The sequence below is a fragment of the Lutibacter sp. genome, from assembly GCF_033723435.1.
Classification (GTDB): domain Bacteria; phylum Bacteroidota; class Bacteroidia; order Flavobacteriales; family Flavobacteriaceae; genus Lutibacter.
This window is the reverse complement of sequence record NZ_JAWVXC010000004.1, coordinates 140980-166113: the sequence shown is the minus strand read 5'-3', so window position 1 is coordinate 166113 and position 25134 is coordinate 140980. Positions and strand designations below refer to the sequence as shown.

Below are 25134 nucleotides of genomic sequence, written 5' to 3'. Positions count from 1 at the left end.
TATGAGTAAAACTGAAAAAATAAAAGTAGGTATTTCTATAGGAGATTGTAATGGTGTTGGTATTGAAATTATTCTGAAAACATTTTTAGACAAACGAATGCTAGATTTTTGTACACCAGTAATATTTGGTAATACAAAATTGATATCTGCTTATAAAAAAAATTTAAACTTAGACATACAATTTAATGGTGTTAAATATGCAAATAAAGCTTTAAGTGGAAAATTAAATATTTTAAATATTTGGAATGAAGAAATCCCAATTGAGTTAGGGAAACAAACCAAAGTAGCAGGAGAATATGCGTTTAAGTCGTTAGAATCTGCAACAAATTCTTTAGAAAAAGGAGAAATAGATGTTTTGGTAACGGCACCTATAAATAAAGATAACATACAATCAGAAAACTTTCATTTTCCTGGTCATACCGAATATTTAGAATCAAAATTAAAAGGAGAAAGTTTAATGATTTTAATGACGGATGAAATTAAAATAGGTTTAATTACAGGGCATATTCCAATTTCAAAAGTTGCAGAAACAATTACAGCAGAATTAATTACAAATAAAGTAGAAAATTTATATACAACATTAGTGCAGGATTTTGCAATTTCTAAACCAAAAATAGCAGTTTTGGGTTTGAATCCTCATTGTGGAGATCATGGTGTTATTGGTACAGAAGATGATGAAATTATTAAACCAACATTAATTAATATTCAAAAAGAAGGAAAGTTAGTATATGGTCCATTTGCGGCAGATAGTTTTTTTGGCTCAGAAAGCTATAAAAGTTTCGACGCTATTTTAGCAATGTATCATGATCAAGGTTTAGCACCTTTTAAAACATTATCTTTTGGTGAAGGTGTAAATTATACGGCTGGTTTAAATAAAATTAGAACATCGCCAGATCATGGTACAGCGTATAATATTGCAGGTAAAGGAATTGCAAGTATTAGTTCGTTTAAAGAATCAATTTTCACCGCAATTAAAATTTATAAAACACGGCAAGAGTATAATTCTTTAACTAAAAATACGTTAAAAACAGTAGAACAGAAACAAAACAAATAAATTTTCAAAACATTTTATATAAAATAAAGTAATAATTTTATATCTTTGCCCGCTCAAATTGAAGATCTAAATGAAAGATTTAAAAGACTTTGACATTTCTTTTATAGGTTTAAAAGAAGGATTACATCAATTTGAATATTTAATTGAAAAAGAGTTCTTTGATTTTTTTAACTACGATGAATTAAACAATTCAAATGTAATAGTGCAATTAAGTTTTTTAAAAAAAACAACTATGTTTGAATTAAACTTTTCATTTTCGGGTTGGGTAGAAGTTGCTTGTGATATCACAAATGAATTATACCATCAACCAATTAAAACAGAATCTGAATTAATTATAAAATTTGGAGAAACTTTTAATAATGAAAATGAAGAATTGTTAGTAATTCCACATAGTGAATTTAAAGTAAATGTTGCACAATATATTTACGAATCCATTGTGTTAGCTTTACCATTAAAACGAATTCATCCAGGCGTGGAAGATGGCACTCTAAAATCTGACATTTTAGAGAAGTTAAAAGAATTAGAACCAAAAGAATTAAAAGATAAAATTGATAAAGAGGATATAGATCCTAGATGGAATAAATTAAAGAATATACTAATAGATAAAAATACGAGTAATGGCACATCCTAAAAGAAAAATATCGAAAACTAGAAGAGATAAAAGAAGAACTCATTACAAAGCTGTTGCACCTCAAGTAGCTGTTGATCCAACTACTGGAGAAGCTCATTTGTATCACAGAGCTCATTGGCACGAAGGTAAATTATATTACCGAGGTCAAATAGTTATTGATTCTGAAGAAAACATAGCTTAATAGGTTTATTATTAAGATTTTAAAAACTCTCTCGCTGAGGGTTTTTTTTATTTTAAACGTTTAATTTCGCTAAAAAATCATAAAAGTCGCTGTAAAATCAAAATAAATTTCATTACTTTGAACGACTTTTTTTAGTAATAATAACCACTTATGAAAAAAATTACAGCAGTAATAACTGGAGTCGGTAAATACGTGCCAGATTTTGTTTTAACCAATGCTATGTTAGAAGAAATGGTAGACACAAATGATGAATGGATTACTACAAGAACAGGTATAAAAGAGCGTAGAATATTAAAAGGAGAAGGCAAAGGAACTTCTTATATGGCAATTAAAGCTGCTGAACAGCTTTTACAGAAAAAAAACTTAGATCCTAAAGAAATAGATTTGGTTATTGTTTCTACGGCAACACCAGATATGCAAGCGGCATCTACTGCAGTTTATACCGCTACTCAAATAGGAGCAACCAATGCTTTTGGATTTGATTTAGAAGCTGCATGTTCAAGTTTTTTGTATGGCATGTCTGTAGCCTCAAGTTATATTGAATCTGGCAGATATAAAAAAGTATTATTAATAGGAGCAGATAAATGTTCCTCTATGATTGATTATACAGACAGAGCAACTTGTATTATATTTGGAGATGGAGCTGGAGCAGTTTTATTTGAACCAAATGAAGAAGGTTTAGGCTTGCAGGACGAAATTTTAAAAAGTGATGGAATTGGAAGAGAATTTTTGCAAGTAAAAGCAAGCGGATCTTTATATCCTGTAACTAAAGAGGCAATTGATAAAAGAGAAAATTTTGTATTTCAAGATGGAAAAACTGTATTTAAAAATGCAGTTTTTAACATGGCAGATGTTACTGTTAAAATTTTGGAGCGCAACAATTTATCTAATGAAAATATAAATTGGTTAACAGCACATCAAGCAAATAAACGCATTATTGATGCAACAGCCAATAGAATTAATTTGGATAGTTCAAAAGTAATGATGAATATTGAAAAATATGGAAATACCACATCAGCCACTATTCCATTATTACTTGCAGATTACGAAAAACAACTTAAAAAAGGAGATAACATAGTTTTTGCTGCTTTTGGAGGTGGCTTCACTTGGGGAGCCATTTACTTTAAATGGAGCTATAATTCTTAAAAATATTAATAATTAACACAAACAGATATGGATTTAAAAGATATTCAAAATCTAATAAAATTTGTTTCAAAATCTGGAGCAAGTGAAGTGAAATTAGAAATGGAGGATGTAAAAATCACCATTAAAACAGGTTCAGGAAAAACAGAAACAACCATTGTACAACAAGCTCCAATGGGAATTCCTCAAATGCCTGTTAGCGCACCTGTAGCTTCATCGCCTGCTGAAAGTGCAAAATCAGAAGATGATTCTTCAAAGGATGCTTCTTCAAAATATATTGAAATAACGTCACCAATTATTGGTACTTTTTATAGAAAACCTTCACCAGACAAACCAGTATTTATTGAAGTTGGAGATACCGTTAATGAAGATACTATAGTTTGTATTGTCGAAGCTATGAAACTTTTTAATGAAATTGAATCGGAAGTATCTGGTAAAATTGTTAAAGTTTTAGTAGAAGACGGAACACCTGTTGAATTTGGACAACCATTATTTTTAGTGGATCCATCATAATGTTTAACCCAAAATTTAATAAGTAACTATACTTTTATAGAAGTTTAACTTATTAAAAATTGAAATTTTCGAACATAATGTTTAAAAAAATATTAATCGCCAATAGAGGTGAAATAGCATTGCGCATAATTAGAACCTGTAAAGAAATTGGTATTAAAACAGTTGCAGTTTATTCCACCGCTGATGCAGATAGTTTGCATGTAAGATTTGCAGATGAAGCTGTATGTATTGGTCCAGCTCCAAGTAGTGAGTCTTATTTAAAAATGACAGCTATTTTTACAGCAGCTGAAATTACCAACGCAGATGCTATTCATCCAGGATATGGTTTTTTATCGGAAAATGCTAAATTTTCTAAATTGTGTGAAGAATACGGAATTAAATTTATTGGTGCTTCAGAAGAAATGATTAGTAAAATGGGAGATAAAGCATCTGCCAGAGAAACTATGAAAGCTGCGGGAGTTCCTACAATTCCAGGTTCTGATGGATTAATTGATACTTTTGAAGAAGCTGAAAAAATAGCAGAAGAAATTAAATACCCAGTTATGTTAAAGGCAACAGCTGGAGGAGGAGGAAAAGGAATGCGTGAAGTTTGGAAAAAAGAAGACTTAAGAGATGCATGGGATTCTGCAAAACAAGAAGCATTTGCATGTTTTGGGAATGATGGAATGTATTTAGAAAAGTTAATTGAAGAGCCTCGTCACATTGAAATTCAAGTTATTGGAGATGCTTATGGCAAAGCTTGTCATTTATCAGAACGAGATTGTTCCATTCAACGTCGTCACCAAAAATTAACTGAAGAAGCTCCATCTCCTTTTATGACTGCTGCTCTTAGAAAAAAAATGGGAGACGCAGCTGTTAAAGCGGCTGAAAGTATAGCTTATGAAGGAGCAGGTACTATTGAATTTTTAGTAGATAAACATAAAAATTTCTATTTTATGGAAATGAATACTAGAATTCAGGTAGAACACCCAATTACAGAACAAGTTATTGACTACGATTTAATTTACGAACAAATTAAAGTAGCTGCTGGCGTACCTATTTCTGGAAAAAATTATTTACCTAAACTGCATTCTATTGAGTGTAGAATTAATGCTGAGGATCCGTTTAATAATTTTAGACCTTCTCCAGGATTAATTACTACTTTACATACACCAGGAGGGCATGGAGTTAGAATAGATACTCATGTTTATGCAGGTTATAGAATTCCACCTAACTATGATTCTATGATAGCAAAATTAATTACTACAGCTCAAACTAGAGAAGAAGCAATTAATAAAATGCGTAGAGCTTTAGATGAGTTTGTAATTGAGGGTATTAAAACTACAATTCCTTTCCATAGGCAATTAATGGATAATCCAGATTATATTGCAGGTAAATACACTACTGCTTTTATGGATACTTTTGAATTGCAGCCAGTAGAAGAAGAGGAAGAATAATTTTAAAATATATTATAAAGTAAAATAAAGGATTTGGTTTCAAATCCTTTATTTTTTTATAAATTTACCTATAAATAAGTAATAGATGAAAGAAAAAGAATTACATATTGATGGTATTGATAAAATTATTTTAAAAAATTTAATGGAAGATGCTCGAACTCCAATATTAAGTATTGCAAGAAAAATTGGAATATCAGGAGCAGCAATTCATCAAAGGTTACGAAAATTAGAAGTATCAGGATTAATAGCAGGTTCAAAATTTGTGATTAACCCAAAAGTTATAGGTTATAAAACATTGGCATTTGTTGGTATATTTTTAGATACTGCAAGTAAATATTCTGAAGCAATTAAAAGATTAAAAGAAATACCAGAGGTTATTGAAAGTCACTACACAACTGGAGATTGGGCAATTTTTATAAAAATATTATGTAAGGACAACGAGCATTTAATGAAATTATTAAATCAAGAAATTCAATCTATTAAAGGCGTTGCCCGTACAGAGACATTTATATCTTTAGATCAGCAAATAGACCGTCAAATAAAACTGTAATTTAATTTCTTGAACCTAATATTTTAAGCCCCCAATATAAAAGCATAGCTAAAGAACCTAAAGCAGCAACTAAATAAGTTCTAGCAGCCCATTTTAAAGCATCTTTTGCGCCATTTTGTTCCTCTGCAGTTAACATATTATTTGTCTTTAACCAAACTAATGCTCTATTACTGGCATCATACTCAACGGGTAAGGTTATAAAACTAAAAATAGTGGCAATAGCCATCATTATTAATCCAATTACAGCTATTATAAATCCTAATCCCACTTTGCCAGAAGTAGCACCTAAAATTAAACCACCAAAAACTAACCATTGTGAAAATTTTGAAGAAATATTTACAGCGGGAACTAATTGAGAACGCATGGTTAACCATTTATAGGCTTTAGCATGTTGAACTGCATGGCCACATTCGTGAGCAGCAACGGCAGCTGAAGATATGTTTCTTTGAGTATAAACAATTTCACTTAAATTAACGGTTTTATTTAAAGGATTATAATGGTCGGTTAATTTACCAGCTACTGAAATTACTTTTACATCATAAATACCATTGTCGTGTAACATTTTTTCAGCAACTTCTTTTCCGCTTAATCCATTTTGTAAACTAATTTTAGAATAATAGGCAAATTTGCTTTTTAATTGGTTGCTTATAAGCCAACTAATTAGTGATATAATTCCTATTAAAATATAAAATCCGATCATTTCTTTAATTTTTAGTTAATGTGCATTTATTTGGTAAATTTACATCATAAATTATTCCAAAAAAAGAATAGGACAAAATGGCAAAAATTCCTCAAATACTATTGATTTATACAGGTGGAACAATTGGTATGCTTAAAGATTATAAAACGGGAGCTTTAAAGAATTTCAATTTTGATAAATTATTAGAACATATTCCAGAAATCAATCAGCTAAACTGTAAAGTTCAAAGTATTTCTTTTGATGAGCCAATTGATTCTTCAAATATGAATCCGAAAGCATGGGTGCTAATAGCAGAAATAATTGAAGATAATTATGAAAAATTTGATGGTTTTGTGGTTTTGCATGGCTCTGATACAATGTCATACTCATCGTCTGCAATAAGTTTTATGTTTGAAAATTTGGCAAAACCAGTAATTTTTACAGGCTCACAATTGCCAATAGGGGATTTAAGAACTGATGCAAAAGAAAATTTAATTACTTCTATAGAAATTGCTTCTGCGCAAGAAAATGGATTGCCAATTATTTCAGAAGTATGTTTGTATTTTGAATATAAATTATATAGAGCAAATAGAACCACAAAAATAAACGCAGAGCATTTTGAGGCATTTACTTCTCCAAATTTTCAACCTTTAGCAATTAGTGGAGTGCATTTAAATTTTAATAAACTTTTAATTTTTAGACCAAAATCTACTAAGAAGTTAAAAGTTAGAAAAAAGCTAAATAATAACATTGTTATACTAAAAATATTCCCTGGAATTAATGAGAAGGTAGTTGAAAGCATAATAAATATACCTGATTTAGAAGGTATTGTGTTGGAAACCTATGGTTCAGGTAATGCAACTACCGAGTCTTGGTTTATTAATTTATTAAAAAAAGGGATTAGTAAAGGAATTCATATTGTTAATGTAACACAATGCGAAGCCGGTAATGTAATTATGGGGCAATATGAAACGAGTATAGCTTTAAAAGAGATAGGAGTAATTAATGGAAATGACATTACAACAGAATCAGCTTTAGCCAAATTAATGTACCTTTTAGGTGAAAAAATTCCTAAAAATGAGTTTAAAAATATTTTTGAAACTTCATTACGAGGAGAAATAAGCATTATTTAATATTTATTTTTTACTGAAATAAGCTATTATTAATCTAATCTTTAATAAATATATTATATTTCATTAAAAATTTATTGAATGTTTAAAAAAACGATTATTTATAAAAAATAGCTTAAAGTACTTGTAAAATTTTTAGAATTCAACAATTTTTTGTTACTTGCCAATCGCAAAAGATGCTAAAAGACAGGAGATGAAAAGAAGCTAAAGACTTCAAAATCTTTCTCTTCTTCAGATTTGTTTGTTTTGTGAAAATTATTTTATATTTAACCCGTTAAAAAATTAATAAATTAACTATTACACGATGAAAAGAGTATTTACTATCCTTGCAATTACAGGATTATTGTTATTTGGAGCGGCACCAAAAGCTATAGCTCAAGAAGCTGCTAAAACAGAACAAGTTGCTAATGATGCAACCCAACAAAAAACTTTCCACCAAGAATTAAAACAACGTTTTATTGAAGGAGGTCCTTTCTTTATGGGTATTGTATTGGTTACCCTTATTTTAGGTTTAGCAATTGCTATTGAAAGAATTTTGTATTTAAATATGGCAACAACCAACACTAAAAAATTAGTAAATAAAGTGGATGAAGCATTAGCTTCAGGTGGTGTTGAGGCTGCAAAAGAATTATGTAGAAATACAAAAGGTCCTGTTGCTTCTATCTTTTATCAAGGTTTAGATAGAATGGATGAAGGTATTGAAAACGTTGAAAAAGCCGTAGTTGGTTATGGAGGTGTTCAAATGGGATTATTAGAAAAAAATATTTCTTGGTTATCCTTATTTATTGCACTTGCACCAATGCTTGGTTTCATGGGTACAGTAATTGGTATGATTAAAGCATTTGATTCAATTGCTGCAGCAGGTGATATTTCTCCAACTGTTGTTGCTAGTGGTATTAAAGTGGCTTTATTAACAACGGTATTTGGTTTAATTGTTGCAATTATCCTTCAAATTTTCTATAATTATATTATTTCTAAAGTTGATAGTATTGTTAATAATATGGAAGATGCTTCAATTTCACTTATTGACCTTTTGATTAGACAAAAAAAATAAGAGATATTATGAGCGAAAAATTTTCAAAAATACTAACCATAATTGCAGGAGTAATTGGATTAATAGGTTTCTATTTTTTCATTAGAATTGTAATGGAAGGTGATGATGTTATTAAAACAGATGCAGGATTGCAAAATTCTATATTATCACCATTTATTAATTACTCTGTAGTTGTGTTAGTAATTGTAGCAGCAATTTCTGTGATTTTTTCATTACTAAATTTATTTAAAAATCCAGAAATTTTAAAAAGAACTTTAATAGGAGTTGCATTTTTAGCTGTTTTATTGGTAATTGCATATAGTGTATCTTCTGATGCGGCAGTTACTGATGCTGCAGGTAAAATAATAAAAGATGGTGAAGCAGGTTCAGTATCTAAATGGGTAAGTACCTTAATTAATTATAGCTTTTACCTTGGTTTTATAGGCTTAGTGATGTTTTTATTTGATTTTATGAAATCATTAGTAAAATAATAGTAGTATGGCAAGAAGAGAAAATTCAGAAATTAATGCTGGTTCTATGGCAGACATCGCGTTCTTGCTTTTAATATTTTTCTTAGTAACAACTACTATGGATGTTGATTCTGGTATTGCACGTAAATTACCTGAAAAAACAGATGAGACTCCTAAAGTAACTATAAAAGAAAAAAACATCTTAGATATTGTAATTAATAGAAATAATCAGTTGTTAGTTGAAAATGAAAATGCAAAAGTTCAGGACATAAAAAAACTAGCAATGGATTTTATTGATAATGGAGGTGGATTAAGCCAACCTAAAGATGGTCAACCAGGGCAACCTTGTGACTATTGTAACGGAGCTAAAGATCCTAAATCTTCAGATCATCCTTCTAAAGCTATCATTTCATTAACAAGTTCAAGAGGTACAACTTATGGTATGTATATATCTGTTCAAAATGAAATTGAAATGGCTTACAATGAATTAAGAAATAGACTTTCTTTGAAGTTATATAATAGATCTTATAAAGATTTATTGAAAGATTATAAAGATGATCCATCAGAAGCTTTAAAAGCTAAACTTGATAATTTGAAAGATAAATATCCTCAAATTATTACAGAACCTGAACCTATTAAATAATATCAGATTATGAGTAAATTTACAAAAAAGAAAAAAGGATTACCTGGTATTTCTACGGCTTCATTACCTGATATTGTGTTTATGTTATTGTTCTTTTTTATGGTTTCAACCACAATGAGACAAACTGATTTAATGATTAAAAAACCTTCACTGCCTACAGCTAGTGAGGTTAAAAAATTAGAACATAAAAGCTTAGTAAGTACTATTTATATAGGTAAATCTAAAGATTCAAGAATAGAAGGAGATAAAATTCAGGTAAACGATAAAATTATTGATGTTAAAGATGTTATTAGTTTTATTTTATCTGAAAGAGCTCAGCGAAAAGAAGAAGAAGTTAAATATATGACAACTTCAATTAAAGCTGATAAAAATGCTAATGTAGGTACTATTTTAGATATTAAAGAACAGTTAAGAGATATAAATGCTCTTAAAGTGAGTTTTTCTACAACAAAAGGAACAGACTTTTCAAAGAACTATCAATAATAGTATATAAATTTTATTAAAAAAGGCAATCAATTTTTTGATTGCCTTTTTTGTTTTTAAAGTATATTTGCAATATGAAAAGAATATATTGGATTATCTTTTTATTGTTATTTGTTGAAATAAATTATGCACAGACTAATTTATCTTCTAAGGATAATAAGTATTTAGAAGATCAAATTTATATTTCTTTAACGTATAACTTACTGTTAAATAAGCCACCTTTAATTAATCAAAATGGTTTTTCAGGAGGTGTTTCATTTGGGTTTATTAAAGACTTACCTATAAATAAGAAAAGAACCTTTGGTTTTGGTTTAGGAGTAGGATATTCATATAACGCTTTAATTCAAAACTTAAAAATCAGTCAATTAAATGGAACAACTGTTTTTGAGGAAGCAGTTGATTATAGCAGTAATAAGTTATCTCTTAAATCTATTGATATTCCAGTTGAGATTAGATGGCGAAATTCAACACCTTCAAAATTCAAGTTCTGGCGAATTTATAGTGGAGTTAAATTTTCTTATATTACTACTGCAAAGTCTAAATATAGAGATAGCAATGATTATATTGTAACTAAAAACATATCAGAGATTAATAGATTGCAATATGGAATAACTTTAGCAGCTGGCTATGGAACCTGGAATTTATTTATGTATTATGCGCTTAATCCGATATTTAATAATGCAAATTTAAATAATGAAAAAGTTAATTTTAAACAACTAAATGTTGGTTTAAAATTTTACATCATGTAAATAAAATATACTAAAAATTGCGTTAATAAACCTAAAATAAATCCTAATAAAACCTCATTAAATTTATGAGCTTGTAGGCGAAGCCTTACAGTTGCTACTATTCCATTTAACAATAATAAAACAGCTAAAATTACAATTAGATTTATTTTATAGTAAAAGCTTAAATATGCAATAAATCCTATTAATCCACTTATAGCAGCCGTATGTAAACTAACTTTTATTTTGAAATAAAGCAGAATATAGGCTAAAATTAAACCTAAACCATAACCAAAATAAAAAAGCGAAAGTAAATCTACAACTGCAGATCTAAATAACCAATACCCAGTAAAAATAGTAATTGAAATAAATAAAAGTAAGGGGAATTTACGTTCTTCAACAGTTGTCATATGGTAGCTATCTATCATTTTAAATGATTTTAACAAAATAATTAGCACAAGAGGGAATATATAAGTAATAATAAATATTACGGCTAGTAGCAGCCTTTCTTGTTCTATATATAAATATTTTGGTAGTAATAAAAAGTATAAAATAGCACCAGCAATTGGAAAATTGATGGGATGAAAAAATGAAGAAATTATTTTAGAAGATTTCATAGTTTTTTAAGTAGTAAATCTATATTTTTTTTCGTAATCTGGCAACAGGAATATCTAATTGTTCTCTATATTTTGCAACTGTTCTTCTCGCAATAGGATAACCTTTTTCTTTTAAAATTATTGCCAATTTATCGTCTGTTAATGGCTTCTTTTTATCTTCCTGGTTAATTACTGAGGATAAGATATTTTTAATTTCAGTTGTTGAAACATCTTCTCCCTGATCATTTTTCATAGATTCGGAAAAGAAATCTTTTATTAATCTAGTTCCATAAGGTGTAGAAACATATTTACTATTTGCAACTCTCGAAACTGTAGAAACATCCATTTGAATAGCTTCAGCAATATCTTTTAAAATCATTGGTTTTAATTTGCGCTCATCACCAGTCAAAAAATATTCTTTTTGATATTGCATAATTGCATTCATATTCAAAAATAGAGTTTGCTGACGCTGTTTTATTGCATCTATAAACCATTTGGCAGCATCTAGTTTTTGTTTGATGAATTGTACTGCATCTTTTTGCGATTTAGATTTTACCTTAGAGTTTTTATACCCATGTAATAAGTTATTATATTCGTTAGATATATGTAACTCTGGGCTATTTCTAGAATTTAGACTTAAAATTAATTCTCCTTCTTCAATTTTTATAGTAAAATCTGGAACAATTTGCTCGGCGATTTTGTTATTACTAACATACGAGCCACCAGGTTTTGGGTTTAATTTTTCAATTTGAGAAATAGCAGCCTTTAACTCTTCTTCATTAATTTTAAATTTTTGCTGAAGTTTGGCGTAATGTTTTTTAACAAAATGTTCAAAGGATTCTTCTAATATTTTTATAGCTAAATTAGAACTTGAACTTTCTTTTTTCCGTTTTAGCTGAATTAATAAGCACTCTTTTAAATTTCTTGCTCCAACTCCTGAGGGATCTAATTGTTGAATTATTTTTAACAATCTTTCCAATTCTTCAATGGTTGTATATATATTTTGAGTGAATGCTAAATCATCTATAATGTCCTCTAAATCTCTTCTTATATAACCACTTTCATCAATACTGCCAATTAAAAAATCGGTTATAATTTCTTCTGTTTCTGATAAACTATAAGTGTTTATTTGATTTTTTAAATACTGTGTAAAAGAAGTTCCCGAAGCATAAGGAATTTGCTTATCGTCATCGTCTACGGAATAATTATTAGATTGAGTTTTATAATTTGGTATTTCGTCATCGCTTAAATATTCATCAATATTAATATCTTCAGTAGTTATACTTTCATTATCTGATGATTCAAAATCAGAATTATCTAATTCAGAATTTAAGGACTCTTCTGAGTTTTCTTTACCACTTTCTAGAGCTGGATTTTCCTCTAACTCTTGTTTTAGTTTTTGTTCAAATGCCTGCGTTGGCAATTGAATCAGTTTCATTAATTGAATTTGCTGAGGCGATAATTTTTGTAATAATTTTTGTTGTAAATTTTGTCTTAGCATATATTTAATTAATAAAAGTAATAGTTAAAAATACGAAAAAGCATAGTATAAATTATACTATGTTTTTGTTTTGTTGCTTTTTAAAACTCTGCATTTTGAGGGTATCTTGGGTAAGGGATAACATCTCTAATATTACCCATACCTGTAGTAAATTGAACTAAACGTTCGAATCCTAACCCAAAACCACTGTGAACAGCAGTGCCAAACTTTCTGGTATCTAAATACCACCAAAGTTCTTTTTCATCAATATTTAAAGCTGCAATTTTCTGTTTTAAAACATCTAAGCGCTCTTCACGTTGACTTCCACCTACAATTTCTCCAATACCAGGAAATAAAACATCCATTGCTCGTACTGTTTTTTCATCTTCATTTAATCGCATATAAAATGCTTTTATATTTGCAGGATAATCGAATAAAATTACAGGACATTTAAAGTGTTTTTCAACTAAATAACGTTCGTGTTCACTTTGTAAATCTGCACCCCATTCGTCAATTAAATACTGAAATTTTTTCTTTTTATTAGGTTTACAGTTTCTTAAAATATCAATTGCTTCGGTATAACTTACACGTTTAAAATTGTTGTTTACTACAAAGTTTAACTTTTCTATTAGAGTCATTTCACTCCTTTCATTAGCAGGTTTTGCTTTTTCTTCAAGTGCTAATCTGTTCTCTAAAAAAGCTAAATCATCTTTGCAATTTTCTAAAGTGTAGTTGATAACATATTTTATAAAATCTTCGGATAAATCCATGTTGTCATCTAAATTATTGAAAGCAACCTCCGGTTCAATCATCCAAAATTCAGATAAATGCCTTGTTGTATTTGAATTTTCTGCTCTAAAGGTTGGACCAAAAGTATATACTTTACCAAGTGCCATTGCATAGGTTTCTGCTTCTAATTGCCCCGAAACGGTTAAGTTGGTAGCTTTACCAAAAAAGTCTTTGGAAGTATCTACTTTCCCATCTTCGTTTTTAGGTAAGTTATTATAATCTAATGTGCTAACGCTAAACATTTCACCAGCTCCTTCAGCGTCTGAACCTGTAATAATTGGCGCATTAAAATAATAAAAACCTTTATCGGTAAAATATTTATGTACTGCAAAAGATAACGCAGATCTAACACGCATTACCGCACTAAAAGTATTAGTTCTAATACGTAGATGTGCATTTTCACGTAGAAATTCTAAACTGTGTTTTTTTGGTTGAATTGGATATTCATCAGGATTAGAATCTCCTAAAATTTTAATTTCAGAAACTTGTATTTCAACATTTTGACCTTTACCTAAGCTTTCTACTAAAGTACCTTTAACTTTAATAGCAGCTCCAGTATTAATTCGTTTCAATATATTTTCATCTGTGTTTTCAAAATCAACTACACATTGAATATTATTAATAGTTGAACCATCATTTACAGCAATAAATCTATTAGCTCTGAATGTTCTTACCCAACCATTTAATGTTACTTCATTTAAAAAATTAGAGGAACTTAAAAGTTCAGCAACTGTATATCGTTTCATGTTCTATATATTATAAGATGCAAAGATACATATTGCATTAAAAAATGCGAATATCCAGCAATTAAAATTAAAAATTTAGGAAATATTTTAGATTAAATATCATTATTTTCATCATCTGGAGGTAATATATCCAATATTGGCTCTTTAAAATCTTCTTTATTAGCGATACTTTTTTCTAAAGAAAGCAACAATGAAGGAAGCAATATTAGATTTGATACCATTGCAATTAATAGAGTTACCGATACTAAACCTCCTAAAGCAATTGTTCCTCCAAAACTTGAAGCGGTAAATACCAAAAATCCGAAAAATAATACTATTGAAGTATAAAACATACTAACTCCTGTTTCTTTTAATGCTGCTAAAACAGAAGGTGTAATTTTCCATTTATGTACTTTTAGTTCTTGTCGGTATTTTGCTAAAAAGTGAATTGTATCATCTACGGATATACCAAAAGCGATACTAAACACTAAAATTGTAGAAGGTTTTATAGGAATTCCTAAATAGCCCATTAAACCAGCGGTAATTAATAAAGGAAATATATTTGGAATGAGGGATATTAAAATCATTTTAAAAGAACGAAACATTACCGCCATAAATAAGGCAATAAATAAAATGGCTAAGGATAAAGAAATTATTAAGTTATAAATTAAATAATGAGTTCCTTTTAAAAACACTAAAGCTTTTCCGGTAAGGGTAACATCAAATTTATCTTTAGGAAATACTTTAGCAACTTTTTGAGCCATTTGAGTTTCAATAATATCCATTTTATCCGTACCAATATCTTTCATAAAGGTGGTTATTCTTGCATACCTTCCTGTTGAATCTACATAATTGTTTAATAAATTGGTATTTGAAACTGAATTTTTAGTATAGCTTAAAATCCAGTTTTTTTCTTGATTATTGGGTAGTTGATAAAACTTAGGATTGCCATTATAAAATGCCTGTTTAGCGTATTTTACTAAGTTTAAAATAGAAATTGGTTTAGATAGTTGTGGTATTTCATCAATAGTTTCCTCTAATTGATTCATGCGCTTTAGAGTAGAAAGTTTCATTACACCATTTTCTTTTTTGGTGTCAATAACAATTTCTAAAGGCATAATACCACCAAACTCATTTTCAAAAAATACGATGTCTTTAAAAAATGGTTTTCCTTTTGGCATATCTTCAATTAGACTTCCAGAAACCCTAATCATATAAATACCAATCATACTTATAATAATTAAAGATACTGTAGTTAAATAAACGGCAATTCTATGATTTTTTACAATTAAAATTAATCCGCTAACAATAGATTCAATCCATTTTCTATCTAAATGTTTTAAATGTTTTTGCTTTGGAAGTGGTAAAAAACTGTAAATAATGGGTATTAGTAGTAATGCTAAAAGAAATATTCCAAAGATGTTTATGGATGCTATAATACCAAATTGTTGTAACAATTCACTTTTAGTAAAAACAAAGGTTAAAAAACCAATTGCAGTAGTGGTATTAGTCATTAAGGTTGCATTACCAATTTTGGTAATTACACGTTGTAAAGATTTTGCCTGATTTCCATGTTTTTTTATCTCTTGCTGATATTTGTTGATTAAAAATATAGCATTTGGAACTCCAATAACAATAATTAAAGGCGGAATTAAAGCCATTAAAACTGAAATTTCATAACGGAATAATCCAATAAATCCAAAGGCCCAAATTACACCAATACTTACAACTAAAATGGCAATTGCAGTAGCTCTAATAGAACGAAAGAAAAAGAAAAAAATTAAAGAAGTGACTCCTAAAGCTAAGCCTACAAACAAACCAATTTCATCCACAATATTTTGCGCATTCATGGTTCGGATATATGGCATACCAGAAACTCTAACCTTTAAATTATACTGTTCATCAAACTTTTTAATGGTTGGATTTAAAACATTGAGAATAAAATCTTTTCTGGCAACTGTATTTACGATATCTTTTTTTAAATAAATTATAGTTCTAAGTGTTTGCGCTTTTTTATTATATAATAAGTTTTCATAAAAAGGTAAATTATTATATAGCTTATTTTTTATACTTAGAACTTCTTTTTTCGTTTTTGGTTCTTTTGTATATAAAGGAACGATATCAAATTTTTCTTTTGCCTTGTTTTTTTGAAGCACTTTTACATCTCCAATTCCTAATGAAAAATCTACTTCAGGGAAACTATCCAATTTTTTAGAAAGCTGATTCCAAGCATTAAATTTTTCAGGAGTAAAAATAGTAGAATCCTGAACAGCCATAACCACTAAGTTTCCTTCTTCACCAAAGTGTTTTAAAAACTTATTATATTCTAAATTTATGGGATGATTCTCAGGTAATAAATTAGCTTCCGTATAGGAAAAACGCATGTATTGCATTTGTGAAGCTAAAAAATAAGTAATTGCTGCTAATAGTACTAAAATAAAGTAGCGTCCTTTAATAATTAAACGCGAAACATACGACCAAAAATCCATTTAAAAAATTTTTGCAAAGTTATAAAAATTGTTGACTAATTAATCTTTCAACCTTTAAATTCCTAAATTAAGTTTAAAGGTTAGTTTAACTGCTAAGTTATCACTCCAAATAGGGTTAGAATAGGCTCCATATCTATAATGAGCACTTAACCCAAACCCTTTAAATAAGCTATTTAATTCTAAACCACTTTCAAAATATCCTTTTTTCAGACTTTTAAATTGTATGCCTGTTTGGTAACTAGGATTATAAATATTCCCAACAACCGCTCTTGTTACTAAAGTAAACTGAGGTTTAAAATTTTTAAATAGTTTAATTGGTTTTAAAAGATGTTTTATATGAATTGCTACAAACCTATCTGATATAAATTCATTGTATCCCATAGTTTCAAAGCTGTTTGTACCAGCTAAATTTATACGTTTTCGCCAAGGATTTTTAAAAGTGTAATTTGGCGCAGAATTAAATAAATGAGATATTGGAGCATCTCCAAAAACTATTCCTCCTTCAATTAAAATTTTAGTAATTCCTTTTCTAAGAGGTTTAATATTTTCTAGAATTCGTAAATTAATTTGGGTAAAGTTAAAATCGCTTTGCAAAACGTTTTCAAAACTTTTAGCAACTTGAAATGTGAATTGAGGATATTTATCTTTGGTTTTAATTTTTCCAATAGGAGTATTCATATACTCGCTTTTTGGGTTGTATTGAAAACCAATAATTGCCAAACTTAATTGATATTTGCTTAAAGTTTTGGTTGGTGAAACAAATTGATAGTCAAAAACTGGGTTATAATCTCCAGCACTTAGTTGCAGTTTGGTTTCAAAATTAGGTTGAATATCATGTTTTATGCCTACACTAATTGTTTTATAATTATAAAATTTACTGATGTTTAAATTTCGTGGATTAATTGGTGAAAATGAAGTGTTTTCAGCAATAAAATCTAAAGAAGCTGCTTCTTTAATGTCATTAGAGTAATTAGTAGAAAACCAAGTGTTTGTTTCTTTATTTAATCGAATTGAACCGCCAAAACTATATTTAAAATCGGCATCTTTAGTTCCGTAAGCTATATATGATTGTAGTTTAAATTTTGATGAAAATTGATTATTTGTAACGCCTCCAAAACCTAAGCGTAAACCTTCATAATTGTTAAGGTTAATAATTTTACCCAAATTCAAGTCAATATACTTAGTAGGATAATATCCTTTAAATATAGAACGAGCCAATTTAATTTTACGTTCTATATGTTCTTTTTTTGCCAAACTATCTAAAACAGCGTATGTTTTTTTATCTCTACTAGTTATGGAATCTGTTCTATATTTATTCCAAAAACTTGTCGATTTACTAGCGGCATCATCTTCAAATTGTATGGTTGATGATGATTTATTAACCTTTATGGGTTTATTTATTTCAATGTTGAAATTTTGAGTTTTCGAGAGGAAATAAGTAATTGCATCTGGACTATTTTTTTTGGTGTTTTGTATACTGTCGTTTTTCTCATTTTCTGAAAACTTCACTATTCCTCCAAAAAGTGAAATTTGTTTTTTATTAACTCCTTTTTTTAATAGAATTTCTTGATAACTTGGAAACCAAATTTTATCCGATTTTTTATATATAAAGTTTTGTGTTGCTTTTATATGGATAATTCCTTTTAATTCAACTATTGCTTTGGTAATTGCAAAACTTTTTTGATCTAAATATAATACACCTTCAATGCCTAAAACTTTTTTATTGAGCTTTGGTTTAAAATAAATCGCAACAGATTTTCCTATGGAATTGTTAACGGTATCTAATATTTTATAAGAATAATGTTTTAATGCATTGTTGGCAATTGGATTGTAATACTTGGTTCCAGCAACAGTGTAAAACGGATTGTAAAATGAAAAATCTTGTAAAGTGATGGCTAAAAACTCATAAATAGGTTGTTGTAATCCGGCCATTCTTGAAGCTAAAATAATTTCTTTCTTCTTTTTCCCTTTTTGAAATTTATATTCAGAAATTTTTTCAGAAATATATAAGTGTTTATTTTCAATTTCTTTTCGGAATTTATAATTAGAAGAATCTAACTTTAAAAACACTTTTTCACCACTTTTTATTTTGTATATAGAATCTATTTTACTACTTAAAGAATCAGGATTTGCAGTAACCAAAATTTTATTATATGCATTAAATTTAAAAGTGTTTAAGCTAGTTTCAATATTATTTTTTTCTCTATTTTTTATTGCATTACGTATTATTTTTAAAGCAGGATTTTCTTTAGCTGTTATTAAAACTTCTTTTAAATTTTCTATGGATGCATTTAAAGCAATAGTTATATATTTTTTAGAACTATTTAAAGGAATTTTTTTTGTAGAATAGCCAACATAGGAAATAGTAATTTCAGAGATTGGTTTGTTGCTATTAATTTGAAAAAAGCCGTCAATATCTGTTAAAGTACCATTTGTTTTGTCTAAAATTACGTTTGCAAAAACTAAAGGCTTTTTGGATTTGGAGTCTATGACCTTTCCACTAATCTGATATTGAGAAAATGCAAAAAAAGGAAATAATAATGTTAGTAAAAATATATTTTTCATTCAATATTAGATGATAGATTTACAAATATAAGCTAATAAAAAAAGCACTCTACAGAGCGCTTTCACTTTTTTAAAGATTTAAGTATAAAACCTTAAACTTTCATAATTTCTTGATCTTTTACTTTGTAAAGCTCATCAACTTTATCAATAAATGAATCAGTTAATTTTTGAACATCAATTTCAGCATTAGATTTCATATCTTCAGATGCTTCTGCTTTTTTAATTTCATTCATAGCATCTTTTCGGCTATTTCTTATGCTTATTTTTGCTGTTTCTGCTTCAGCTTTTGCCTGTTTTGAAAGTTGTTTTCTTCTTTCTTCTGTTAAAACGGGAACATTAATAATAATAACTTCTCCATTATTCATAGGATTAAAACCTAAATTAGCTAGCATAATAGCTTTTTCAATTTCGTGTAATAAATGTTTTTCCCAAGGCTGAACAGTAATGGTGTGAGCATCTAAAGTATTTACGTTAGCCACTTGTGTTAACGGAGTTTGGGCGCCATAATATTCAACGGTTACGCTACCTAACATTGCAGGTGAGGCTTTGCCAGCTCTAATGTTTTTAAATTCATTAGTTAAATGTGCAATGGCATGCTCCATAAGTTCTTTAGTACTATCAATTACAAAGTTTAGTTCTTCATTCATAACTAAAAATATTTAATTTATTGGTAATTATTTGTCAACTATTGTTCCAATATTTTCTCCAGAAACTACTTTTTCAAGGTTTCCTTTAGTATTCATATCAAAAACCACAATAGGTAAATTATTTTCTTGGCTAAGCGCAAAAGCAGTCATATCCATTACTTTTAATCCTTTATTCATAACATCTTTGTAGGTAATAGATTCAAATTTTGTAGCATCTTTATTTTTCTCAGGGTCTGAAGAGTAAATTCCATCTACTCTTGTTCCTTTTAAAATTACTTCAGCTCCAATTTCAATTGCTCTTAAAACAGCTGCTGTATCTGTTGTAAAATATGGGTTTCCTGTTCCACAGCCAAAAATTACAACACGTCCTTTTTCTAAATGCCTAACTGCTCTTCTTTTTATAAAAGGTTCAGCAACTTGTTCCATTTTAATGGCGGTTAGTAATCTTGTTTTTATTCCAGCAGCTTCAATTGCGCTTTGTAATGCTAATCCATTTATTGCAGTTGCAAGCATTCCCATATAATCTCCTTGAACTCTATCTATACCATTACTTGCTCCAGCAACTCCTCTAAAAATATTTCCTCCTCCAATAACAATTGCAACCTCAATACCTTTATCTACAATGTTTTTGATTTCTTGAGCGTATTCAGCTAATCTAGCTGGGTCAATGCCATGTTGCCGATCGCCCATTAGCGCTTCGCCGCTTAATTTTAATAAAATTCTTTTATAAGCCATAATTTATTTGAAAGTTATGCAAATATAATAAATAGTTGTTAGTATTTACAGCTAATGTTTATATAGATTTTAGAGAGCATGGCTACGATTAATATACAATTTATAATTTTTTATAAATTAAAATTATGAATTTTAGAATTTTGTATCTTGGCATTTAATTTCACTAAAAGGGTATAATAATATTAAAGACTTTAAAATGACAAAACCAATATCTTCAACAATTCAGAAAAAAAACTTTACTATTCCCATTATAATTATAGCGGGACTATTTTTTATTTTTGGTTTTGTTACTTGGATTAACGGAGCTTTAATTCCATTTATGAAAACGATTAGTGAACTAACTTCTGCCCAATCATTTTTAGTAGCTTCAGCTTCTTATATTTCATTTGTTGTTATGGCATTACCAGCTTCTTATATCATAAATAAAATTGGGTATAGAAAAGGAATGTCATTAGGTTTATTTGTAATGTCAATTGGAGCAATTGTTTTTATTCCTGCAGCAGAGGCAAGAACGTATTGGGTGTTTTTATCAGGAATTTTCATTCAAGGTATGGGAATGACGTTATTACAAACAGCTTCAAATCCGTATATTACAATTTTAGGACCTATTGAAAGTGCTGCAAAACGGATTGCAATTATGGGAATTGCAAACAAAGTAGCAGGAGCTTTAGGATCTTTAATTTTTGGAGCACTTTTGATATCAGGCATTAATGAAATTAAAGAGAAATTGAGTGTGGCTGGTGCAGTTGAAAAAGAACATTTATTAAAAACAATGGCAGATAGTGTGGTAACTCCATATATAGTTATGGCGATAATTTTATTTGTATTGGCTATTTTAATAAGACGCGCTCCTTTACCACATGTTGAAGCCGAACCAATGGAAGAAGTTAAAGAGGGAGAAACTTCTAAGTCAAGTATTTTTCAATTTCCACATTTGTGGTTGGGCGTTTTAACTTTGTTTATGTATGTGGGAGCTGAAGTTATAGCAGGCGATACTATTATTGCGTATGGTATTTCTTTGGGATTTTCCGGAAATGATGCTAAATTTTTTACAACTTTTACTTTAATGGCTATGGTTGCAACCTATGGGTTGGGAATTTTTTTAATTCCTAAATATATAAGTCAGGTTAAAGCTTTAAAAATTAGTGCAGTATTAGGTGTTATTTTTACTTTTTGTATTGTCTTAACAACGGGATTTACATCTATTCTTTTTGTAGCAGCTTTGGGTATTGCTAACGCATTAGTTTGGCCTGCTGTTTGGCCATTAACGTTGAAAGGACTTGGAAAGTTCACCAAAACGGCATCAGCATTATTAATTATGGCTATTTCTGGAGGTGCAATTATTCCTCCATTATACGGATGGTTTGTAGATAATAATAAAATTAATTTAATAGCTAAAGGAATAAGTGAGGTAACTGCAAACGCTCAGGCGGCAACTTTAGGATATTGGATTTTATTACCTTGCTATTTAATTATTTTATATTATGCTATTGCAGGGCATAAATTAGGATTGAAAAAACAATAAAAAAAGGCTCATCAATTGATGAGCCTTTTTTTATTTATATTTTAACGGAAACTTAAACTAAAGAAACACGTTTAAAATCAGTTACTTCAACGCCTTTAGATTGTACGTATTCTGCAACTGTTTGTTTTTCATTTTTAATAAAATTTTGATCTAAAAGACATAATTCTTGGTCCAAAGTAGTATTATCAGAAATAAATCTTTCTAATTTACCAGGAAGAATTCTATCCCAAATTTTCTCAGGTTTTCCTTCTGCTTTTAATTCTGCTTTTAAATCTTCTTCTGCTTTTGCTATAATTTCATCAGTTAATTGAAGTCTTGAAATATAAGTAGGTACATGTTTTAAAGTTTTACCTAATCTTCCAAGTTCAATATTGTCTTTTTCAATAACAGCAATTCTAGCTTCAGTTTCAGAAGCTACAAATGCAGGATCAAGGTTTTTATAAGATAAAGTTGTTGCTCCCATTGCTGCAGCTTGCATAGAAACATCTTTAGCAACTTCTTTTGCATCATTAACATTTGCAGATAAAGCAACTACAGCAGCAATTTTATTTCCTGCATGAATGTAAGAACCTACAAATTCTCCAGATACTTTTTCAAAACTTCCAATTTCTAATTTTTCACCAATAACTCCAGTTTGCTCAATTAATTTTTCAGCAACAGTCATTCCTCCAAAATCAGCATTTAAAAATTCTTCTTTTGAGTTTGTGTTTACTGCAATTGCAGCGAATTCTTTTGCTAAAGCAACAAAATCATCATTTTTAGCAACAAAATCGGTTTCACAATTTAAGGAGATAATAACGCCTTCAGTGTTGTTATCATTTACTTTTGCAATAACTGCACCTTCAGAACTATCTCTATCAGCTCTTTTTGCAGCAACTTTTTGTCCTTTTTTACGTAAAATTTCTATTGCTTTGTCAAAATCACCTTCTGCTTCAACAAGCGCATTTTTACAGTCCATCATACCAGCTCCGGTAGATTTTCTTAATTTGTTAACTTCTGCGGCTGTAATTTTTGCCATTTTATTTTATTTTTTATTGAAAAATATTTTCGACTATTAAACTTTTTTATTTTGATTCGGATACTTTTTCAGATTTGGTTTCTGAAGTTTTAGCTGCTTTTGCTTTTTGTTCCGTTTCTTTTTCTTTAGATGATTTTCTTTCAGCTAACCCTTCAGCAATATTTTCTGTAATAAAGCTTAATACTTTATTAATTGATTTTGAAGCATCATCGTTAGATGGTATTACATAATCAATTCCTCTTGGATCAGAATTTGTATCTACCATTGCAAAAATTGGAATATTTAATTTTTTAGCTTCAGCTATTGCAATGTGCTCTTTTTTTACATCAATTACAAAAACTGCACCAGGTAAACGTGTCATATCAGTAATAGAACCTAAGTTTTTTTCTAATTTTTCACGTTGACGATTAATTTGTAATTTTTCTCTTTTTGAAAGTGCATCAAAAGAACCATCTTGTTTCATTCTGTCAATTAATGACATTTTTTTAACAGCTTTTCTGATAGTAACAAAATTGGTTAACATTCCGCCTGGCCATCTTTCAGTGATGTAAGGCATATTAACGCTTTTAGATTTTTCAGAAATAATTTCTTTTGCTTGTTTTTTGGTAGCTACAAAAAGTATTTTTCTACCAGATGCTGCGATTTTTTTTAAAGCTTCAGACGCTTCTTCAATTTTTGCAGCAGTTTTGTAAAGGTCAATTATGTGAACACCGTTGCGTTCTCCATAAATGTAAGGAGCCATATTTGGATCCCATTTTCGAGTTAGGTGCCCAAAGTGTACACCTGCATCTAATAATTCTTTAATTTCAATATTTGTCATTTGTATTTAGTTTACGTTCCGTTGAGTTAGCAATAGGGAAGTAGCGGAAATCCGGTCTTCCCTATTTGGATGCTAAACTTTTTACAGTCATTGACTGATTCAACGACAACTTGTTTAATTTTAATTTCAATGAACTGCCAATAAAATTGGCAAAATAATTCAATAAAACGATTAACGTTTTGAGAATTGGTATTTTTTTCTTGCTTTCTTTTGACCGAATTTTTTACGCTCAACCATTCTTGGATCTCTAGTAAGTAATCCTTCTGGCTTAAGAATAGCTCTATTTTCAGCATTTAGTTCTACTAAAGCTCTTGAAATAGCTAATCTAATAGCCTCAGCTTGTCCGGTTACACCTCCACCATAAACATTAACTTTAATGTCAAACGATTTTGCATTATCCGTTAAGTTAAGTGCTTGTAAAATTTTATATTGTAATGTTGCTGTTGTAAAATAGTCTTTATAATCTCTTTTATTTACAGTAATATTTCCTTTTCCTTCAGAAACATAAATACGAGCAACGGCTGTTTTTCTTCTACCTATTTTGTGAATTGTTTCCATTATTTAAGATCGTTAAGGTTAATAGCTTTTGGTGATTGAGCTTCTTGTTTGTGTTCAGCACCTGCATATACATATAAATTTCTGTACAATGCACTACCTAATTTGTTTTTAGGTAACATTCCTTTTACAGCTTTTTCTACCAATTTGATTGGATCTTTTTGAAAAACTTCACTAGCTGTTAATGATCTTTGACCTCCTGGATAGCCTGTGTGACGGATATAAGTTTTGTCACTCCATTTTTTACCAGTTAAATTAATTTTCTCTGCGTTGATAACCACTACATTGTCTCCACAATCTACGTGAGGAGTGTAATTTGGTTTATTTTTACCTCTAATTAGCATTGCTATTTTAGAAGCTAGACGACCCAACGTTTGACCGTCTGCATCAACTAAAACCCACTCTTTAGTAGCGGTTTCTTTGTTAGCTGATACTGTTTTGTAACTTAATGTATTCACAATTAAATTCTTTGTTATAGTTAAACATTTATTTTTAATCCCTAAAAAGGGAGTGCAAATG

General features: G+C 29.1%; 26 protein-coding genes. 14 read left to right on the top strand and 12 right to left on the bottom strand.

Annotated elements, in window-relative coordinates:
* Position 1 precedes the first annotated feature (1 nt).
* From pdxA to R3342_RS07975, 7 genes are all read left to right on the top strand, one after another.
* Positions 2-1054, top strand: a complete 1053-nt coding sequence (pdxA, locus tag R3342_RS08005; RefSeq protein WP_318939504.1) for a 4-hydroxythreonine-4-phosphate dehydrogenase PdxA — start codon at positions 2-4, stop codon at positions 1052-1054.
* Positions 1055-1124: 70 nt separating this feature from the next.
* Positions 1125-1685: a DUF177 domain-containing protein gene (locus tag R3342_RS08000; RefSeq protein WP_318939503.1), complete on the top strand. Its 561-nt coding sequence runs from the start codon at positions 1125-1127 to the stop codon at positions 1683-1685.
* Positions 1672-1866 (top strand): 50S ribosomal protein L32, encoded by a 195-nt coding sequence (gene rpmF, locus R3342_RS07995; RefSeq protein WP_291973122.1) that lies wholly within the window; start codon positions 1672-1674, stop codon positions 1864-1866. The genes R3342_RS08000 and rpmF overlap by 14 nt, the downstream gene beginning before the upstream one ends.
* A gap of 150 nt (positions 1867-2016) precedes the next feature.
* Entirely contained in the window at positions 2017-3012 is a 996-nt protein-coding gene (locus R3342_RS07990; protein ID WP_318939502.1) for a beta-ketoacyl-ACP synthase III, read from the top strand.
* Between the two features lie 27 nt (positions 3013-3039).
* Entirely contained in the window at positions 3040-3522 is a 483-nt protein-coding gene (gene accB / locus R3342_RS07985; protein WP_318939501.1) for an acetyl-CoA carboxylase biotin carboxyl carrier protein, read from the top strand.
* A gap of 77 nt (positions 3523-3599) precedes the next feature.
* The gene (gene accC / locus R3342_RS07980; protein ID WP_318939500.1) at positions 3600-4958 is read left to right on the top strand and encodes an acetyl-CoA carboxylase biotin carboxylase subunit; all 1359 of its coding nucleotides are present in this window, start codon (positions 3600-3602) and stop codon (positions 4956-4958) included.
* 85 nt (positions 4959-5043) lie between these two features.
* The gene (locus R3342_RS07975; protein WP_318939499.1) at positions 5044-5508 is read left to right on the top strand and encodes an Lrp/AsnC ligand binding domain-containing protein; all 465 of its coding nucleotides are present in this window, start codon (positions 5044-5046) and stop codon (positions 5506-5508) included.
* A 1-nt stretch (position 5509) separates the two neighbouring features.
* Here R3342_RS07975 and R3342_RS07970 read toward each other — a convergent pair whose 3' ends face one another.
* Positions 5510-6208 (bottom strand): zinc metallopeptidase, encoded by a 699-nt coding sequence (locus R3342_RS07970; protein ID WP_318939498.1) that lies wholly within the window; start codon positions 6206-6208, stop codon positions 5510-5512.
* Between the two features lie 77 nt (positions 6209-6285).
* On the opposite strand from R3342_RS07970, the gene R3342_RS07965 reads away from it, so the two are divergent.
* The 6 genes from R3342_RS07965 to R3342_RS07940 all read left to right on the top strand — a co-directional run bounded on the left by R3342_RS07965 (position 6286) and on the right by R3342_RS07940 (position 10695).
* Positions 6286-7320, top strand: coding sequence for an asparaginase (locus R3342_RS07965; RefSeq protein WP_318939497.1), 1035 nt, complete (start codon positions 6286-6288; stop codon positions 7318-7320).
* A gap of 301 nt (positions 7321-7621) precedes the next feature.
* Positions 7622-8371 carry a MotA/TolQ/ExbB proton channel family protein gene (locus R3342_RS07960; protein ID WP_318939496.1) on the top strand — a complete coding sequence of 250 codons (750 nt, stop codon included), beginning with the start codon at positions 7622-7624 and terminating at the stop codon, positions 8369-8371.
* Positions 8372-8379: 8 nt separating this feature from the next.
* Positions 8380-8841 carry a hypothetical protein gene (locus R3342_RS07955; protein WP_318939495.1) on the top strand — a complete coding sequence of 154 codons (462 nt, stop codon included), beginning with the start codon at positions 8380-8382 and terminating at the stop codon, positions 8839-8841.
* Between the two features lie 7 nt (positions 8842-8848).
* Complete coding sequence (locus tag R3342_RS07950) at positions 8849-9463, top strand: biopolymer transporter ExbD (RefSeq protein WP_318939494.1); 615 nt, start codon at positions 8849-8851, stop codon at positions 9461-9463.
* Positions 9464-9472: 9 nt separating this feature from the next.
* Entirely contained in the window at positions 9473-9946 is a 474-nt protein-coding gene (locus tag R3342_RS07945) for a biopolymer transporter ExbD (protein ID WP_318939493.1), read from the top strand.
* A gap of 74 nt (positions 9947-10020) precedes the next feature.
* Positions 10021-10695 (top strand): porin family protein, encoded by a 675-nt coding sequence (locus tag R3342_RS07940; protein ID WP_318939492.1) that lies wholly within the window; start codon positions 10021-10023, stop codon positions 10693-10695.
* Here the strand turns inward: R3342_RS07940 and R3342_RS07935 are convergent.
* The 7 genes from R3342_RS07935 to pyrH form a co-directional block, all read right to left on the bottom strand.
* Positions 10683-11288: a hypothetical protein gene (locus R3342_RS07935; RefSeq protein ID WP_318939491.1), complete on the bottom strand. Its 606-nt coding sequence runs from the start codon at positions 11286-11288 to the stop codon at positions 10683-10685. The genes R3342_RS07940 and R3342_RS07935 overlap by 13 nt on opposite strands.
* Before the next feature lie 19 nt (positions 11289-11307).
* Positions 11308-12768, bottom strand: coding sequence for an RNA polymerase factor sigma-54 (gene rpoN, locus R3342_RS07930; protein WP_318939490.1), 1461 nt, complete (start codon positions 12766-12768; stop codon positions 11308-11310).
* Positions 12769-12848: 80 nt separating this feature from the next.
* Complete coding sequence (asnS, locus tag R3342_RS07925; protein ID WP_318939489.1) at positions 12849-14282, bottom strand: asparagine--tRNA ligase; 1434 nt, start codon at positions 14280-14282, stop codon at positions 12849-12851.
* 92 nt (positions 14283-14374) lie between these two features.
* Positions 14375-16750, bottom strand: coding sequence for an efflux RND transporter permease subunit (locus tag R3342_RS07920; RefSeq protein WP_318939488.1), 2376 nt, complete (start codon positions 16748-16750; stop codon positions 14375-14377).
* Positions 16751-16804: 54 nt separating this feature from the next.
* Positions 16805-19315: a DUF5686 and carboxypeptidase-like regulatory domain-containing protein gene (locus R3342_RS07915; protein ID WP_318939487.1), complete on the bottom strand. Its 2511-nt coding sequence runs from the start codon at positions 19313-19315 to the stop codon at positions 16805-16807.
* 92 nt (positions 19316-19407) lie between these two features.
* A complete protein-coding gene (gene frr / locus R3342_RS07910) occupies positions 19408-19962 on the bottom strand; it encodes a ribosome recycling factor (protein WP_318939486.1) in 555 nt (184 codons plus the stop codon).
* A 27-nt stretch (positions 19963-19989) separates the two neighbouring features.
* Positions 19990-20697 carry a UMP kinase gene (gene pyrH / locus R3342_RS07905; protein WP_318939485.1) on the bottom strand — a complete coding sequence of 236 codons (708 nt, stop codon included), beginning with the start codon at positions 20695-20697 and terminating at the stop codon, positions 19990-19992.
* Positions 20698-20893: 196 nt separating this feature from the next.
* Between pyrH and R3342_RS07900 the strand changes: the two genes are divergently transcribed.
* On the top strand, positions 20894-22222 hold the full coding sequence (locus tag R3342_RS07900) for a sugar MFS transporter (RefSeq protein ID WP_318939484.1): 1329 nt from the start codon (positions 20894-20896) through the stop codon (positions 22220-22222).
* A gap of 52 nt (positions 22223-22274) precedes the next feature.
* Here the strand turns inward: R3342_RS07900 and tsf are convergent, their stop codons facing one another.
* The 4 genes from tsf to rplM all read right to left on the bottom strand — a co-directional run bounded on the left by tsf (position 22275) and on the right by rplM (position 25073).
* Positions 22275-23240 (bottom strand): translation elongation factor Ts, encoded by a 966-nt coding sequence (tsf, locus tag R3342_RS07895; protein ID WP_318939483.1) that lies wholly within the window; start codon positions 23238-23240, stop codon positions 22275-22277.
* Between the two features lie 46 nt (positions 23241-23286).
* The gene (gene rpsB, locus R3342_RS07890) at positions 23287-24060 is read right to left on the bottom strand and encodes a 30S ribosomal protein S2 (protein ID WP_318939482.1); all 774 of its coding nucleotides are present in this window, start codon (positions 24058-24060) and stop codon (positions 23287-23289) included.
* Between the two features lie 171 nt (positions 24061-24231).
* Positions 24232-24618 (bottom strand): 30S ribosomal protein S9, encoded by a 387-nt coding sequence (rpsI, locus tag R3342_RS07885; RefSeq protein WP_318939481.1) that lies wholly within the window; start codon positions 24616-24618, stop codon positions 24232-24234.
* On the bottom strand, positions 24618-25073 hold the full coding sequence (rplM, locus tag R3342_RS07880) for a 50S ribosomal protein L13 (protein ID WP_318939480.1): 456 nt from the start codon (positions 25071-25073) through the stop codon (positions 24618-24620). Before rplM ends, rpsI begins: the two co-directional genes overlap by 1 nt.
* Between the last annotated feature and the right edge of the window lie 61 nt (positions 25074-25134).

Coding starts and splice junctions, on each gene's coding strand:
- R3342_RS07990 (WP_318939502.1), top strand. CDS start 2,017: ATGAAAAAAATTACAGCAGTAATAACTGGAGTCGGTAAATACGTGCCA.
- R3342_RS07935 (WP_318939491.1), bottom strand. CDS start 11,288: ATGAAATCTTCTAAAATAATTTCTTCATTTTTTCATCCCATCAATTTT.
- R3342_RS07945 (WP_318939493.1), top strand. CDS start 9,473: ATGAGTAAATTTACAAAAAAGAAAAAAGGATTACCTGGTATTTCTACG.
- asnS (WP_318939489.1), bottom strand. CDS start 14,282: ATGAAACGATATACAGTTGCTGAACTTTTAAGTTCCTCTAATTTTTTA.
- accB (WP_318939501.1), top strand. CDS start 3,040: ATGGATTTAAAAGATATTCAAAATCTAATAAAATTTGTTTCAAAATCT.
- R3342_RS07960 (WP_318939496.1), top strand. CDS start 7,622: ATGAAAAGAGTATTTACTATCCTTGCAATTACAGGATTATTGTTATTT.
- R3342_RS07975 (WP_318939499.1), top strand. CDS start 5,044: ATGAAAGAAAAAGAATTACATATTGATGGTATTGATAAAATTATTTTA.
- rpsB (WP_318939482.1), bottom strand. CDS start 24,060: ATGACAAATATTGAAATTAAAGAATTATTAGATGCAGGTGTACACTTT.
- R3342_RS07970 (WP_318939498.1), bottom strand. CDS start 6,208: ATGATCGGATTTTATATTTTAATAGGAATTATATCACTAATTAGTTGG.
- pyrH (WP_318939485.1), bottom strand. CDS start 20,697: ATGGCTTATAAAAGAATTTTATTAAAATTAAGCGGCGAAGCGCTAATG.
- rpmF (WP_291973122.1), top strand. CDS start 1,672: ATGGCACATCCTAAAAGAAAAATATCGAAAACTAGAAGAGATAAAAGA.
- R3342_RS07915 (WP_318939487.1), bottom strand. CDS start 19,315: ATGAAAAATATATTTTTACTAACATTATTATTTCCTTTTTTTGCATTT.
- rpoN (WP_318939490.1), bottom strand. CDS start 12,768: ATGCTAAGACAAAATTTACAACAAAAATTATTACAAAAATTATCGCCT.
- R3342_RS07940 (WP_318939492.1), top strand. CDS start 10,021: ATGAAAAGAATATATTGGATTATCTTTTTATTGTTATTTGTTGAAATA.
- R3342_RS07965 (WP_318939497.1), top strand. CDS start 6,286: ATGGCAAAAATTCCTCAAATACTATTGATTTATACAGGTGGAACAATT.
- pdxA (WP_318939504.1), top strand. CDS start 2: ATGAGTAAAACTGAAAAAATAAAAGTAGGTATTTCTATAGGAGATTGT.
- R3342_RS07955 (WP_318939495.1), top strand. CDS start 8,380: ATGAGCGAAAAATTTTCAAAAATACTAACCATAATTGCAGGAGTAATT.
- rpsI (WP_318939481.1), bottom strand. CDS start 24,618: ATGGAAACAATTCACAAAATAGGTAGAAGAAAAACAGCCGTTGCTCGT.
- R3342_RS07920 (WP_318939488.1), bottom strand. CDS start 16,750: ATGGATTTTTGGTCGTATGTTTCGCGTTTAATTATTAAAGGACGCTAC.
- R3342_RS07950 (WP_318939494.1), top strand. CDS start 8,849: ATGGCAAGAAGAGAAAATTCAGAAATTAATGCTGGTTCTATGGCAGAC.
- frr (WP_318939486.1), bottom strand. CDS start 19,962: ATGAATGAAGAACTAAACTTTGTAATTGATAGTACTAAAGAACTTATG.
- tsf (WP_318939483.1), bottom strand. CDS start 23,240: ATGGCAAAAATTACAGCCGCAGAAGTTAACAAATTAAGAAAATCTACC.
- R3342_RS07900 (WP_318939484.1), top strand. CDS start 20,894: ATGACAAAACCAATATCTTCAACAATTCAGAAAAAAAACTTTACTATT.
- accC (WP_318939500.1), top strand. CDS start 3,600: ATGTTTAAAAAAATATTAATCGCCAATAGAGGTGAAATAGCATTGCGC.
- R3342_RS08000 (WP_318939503.1), top strand. CDS start 1,125: ATGAAAGATTTAAAAGACTTTGACATTTCTTTTATAGGTTTAAAAGAA.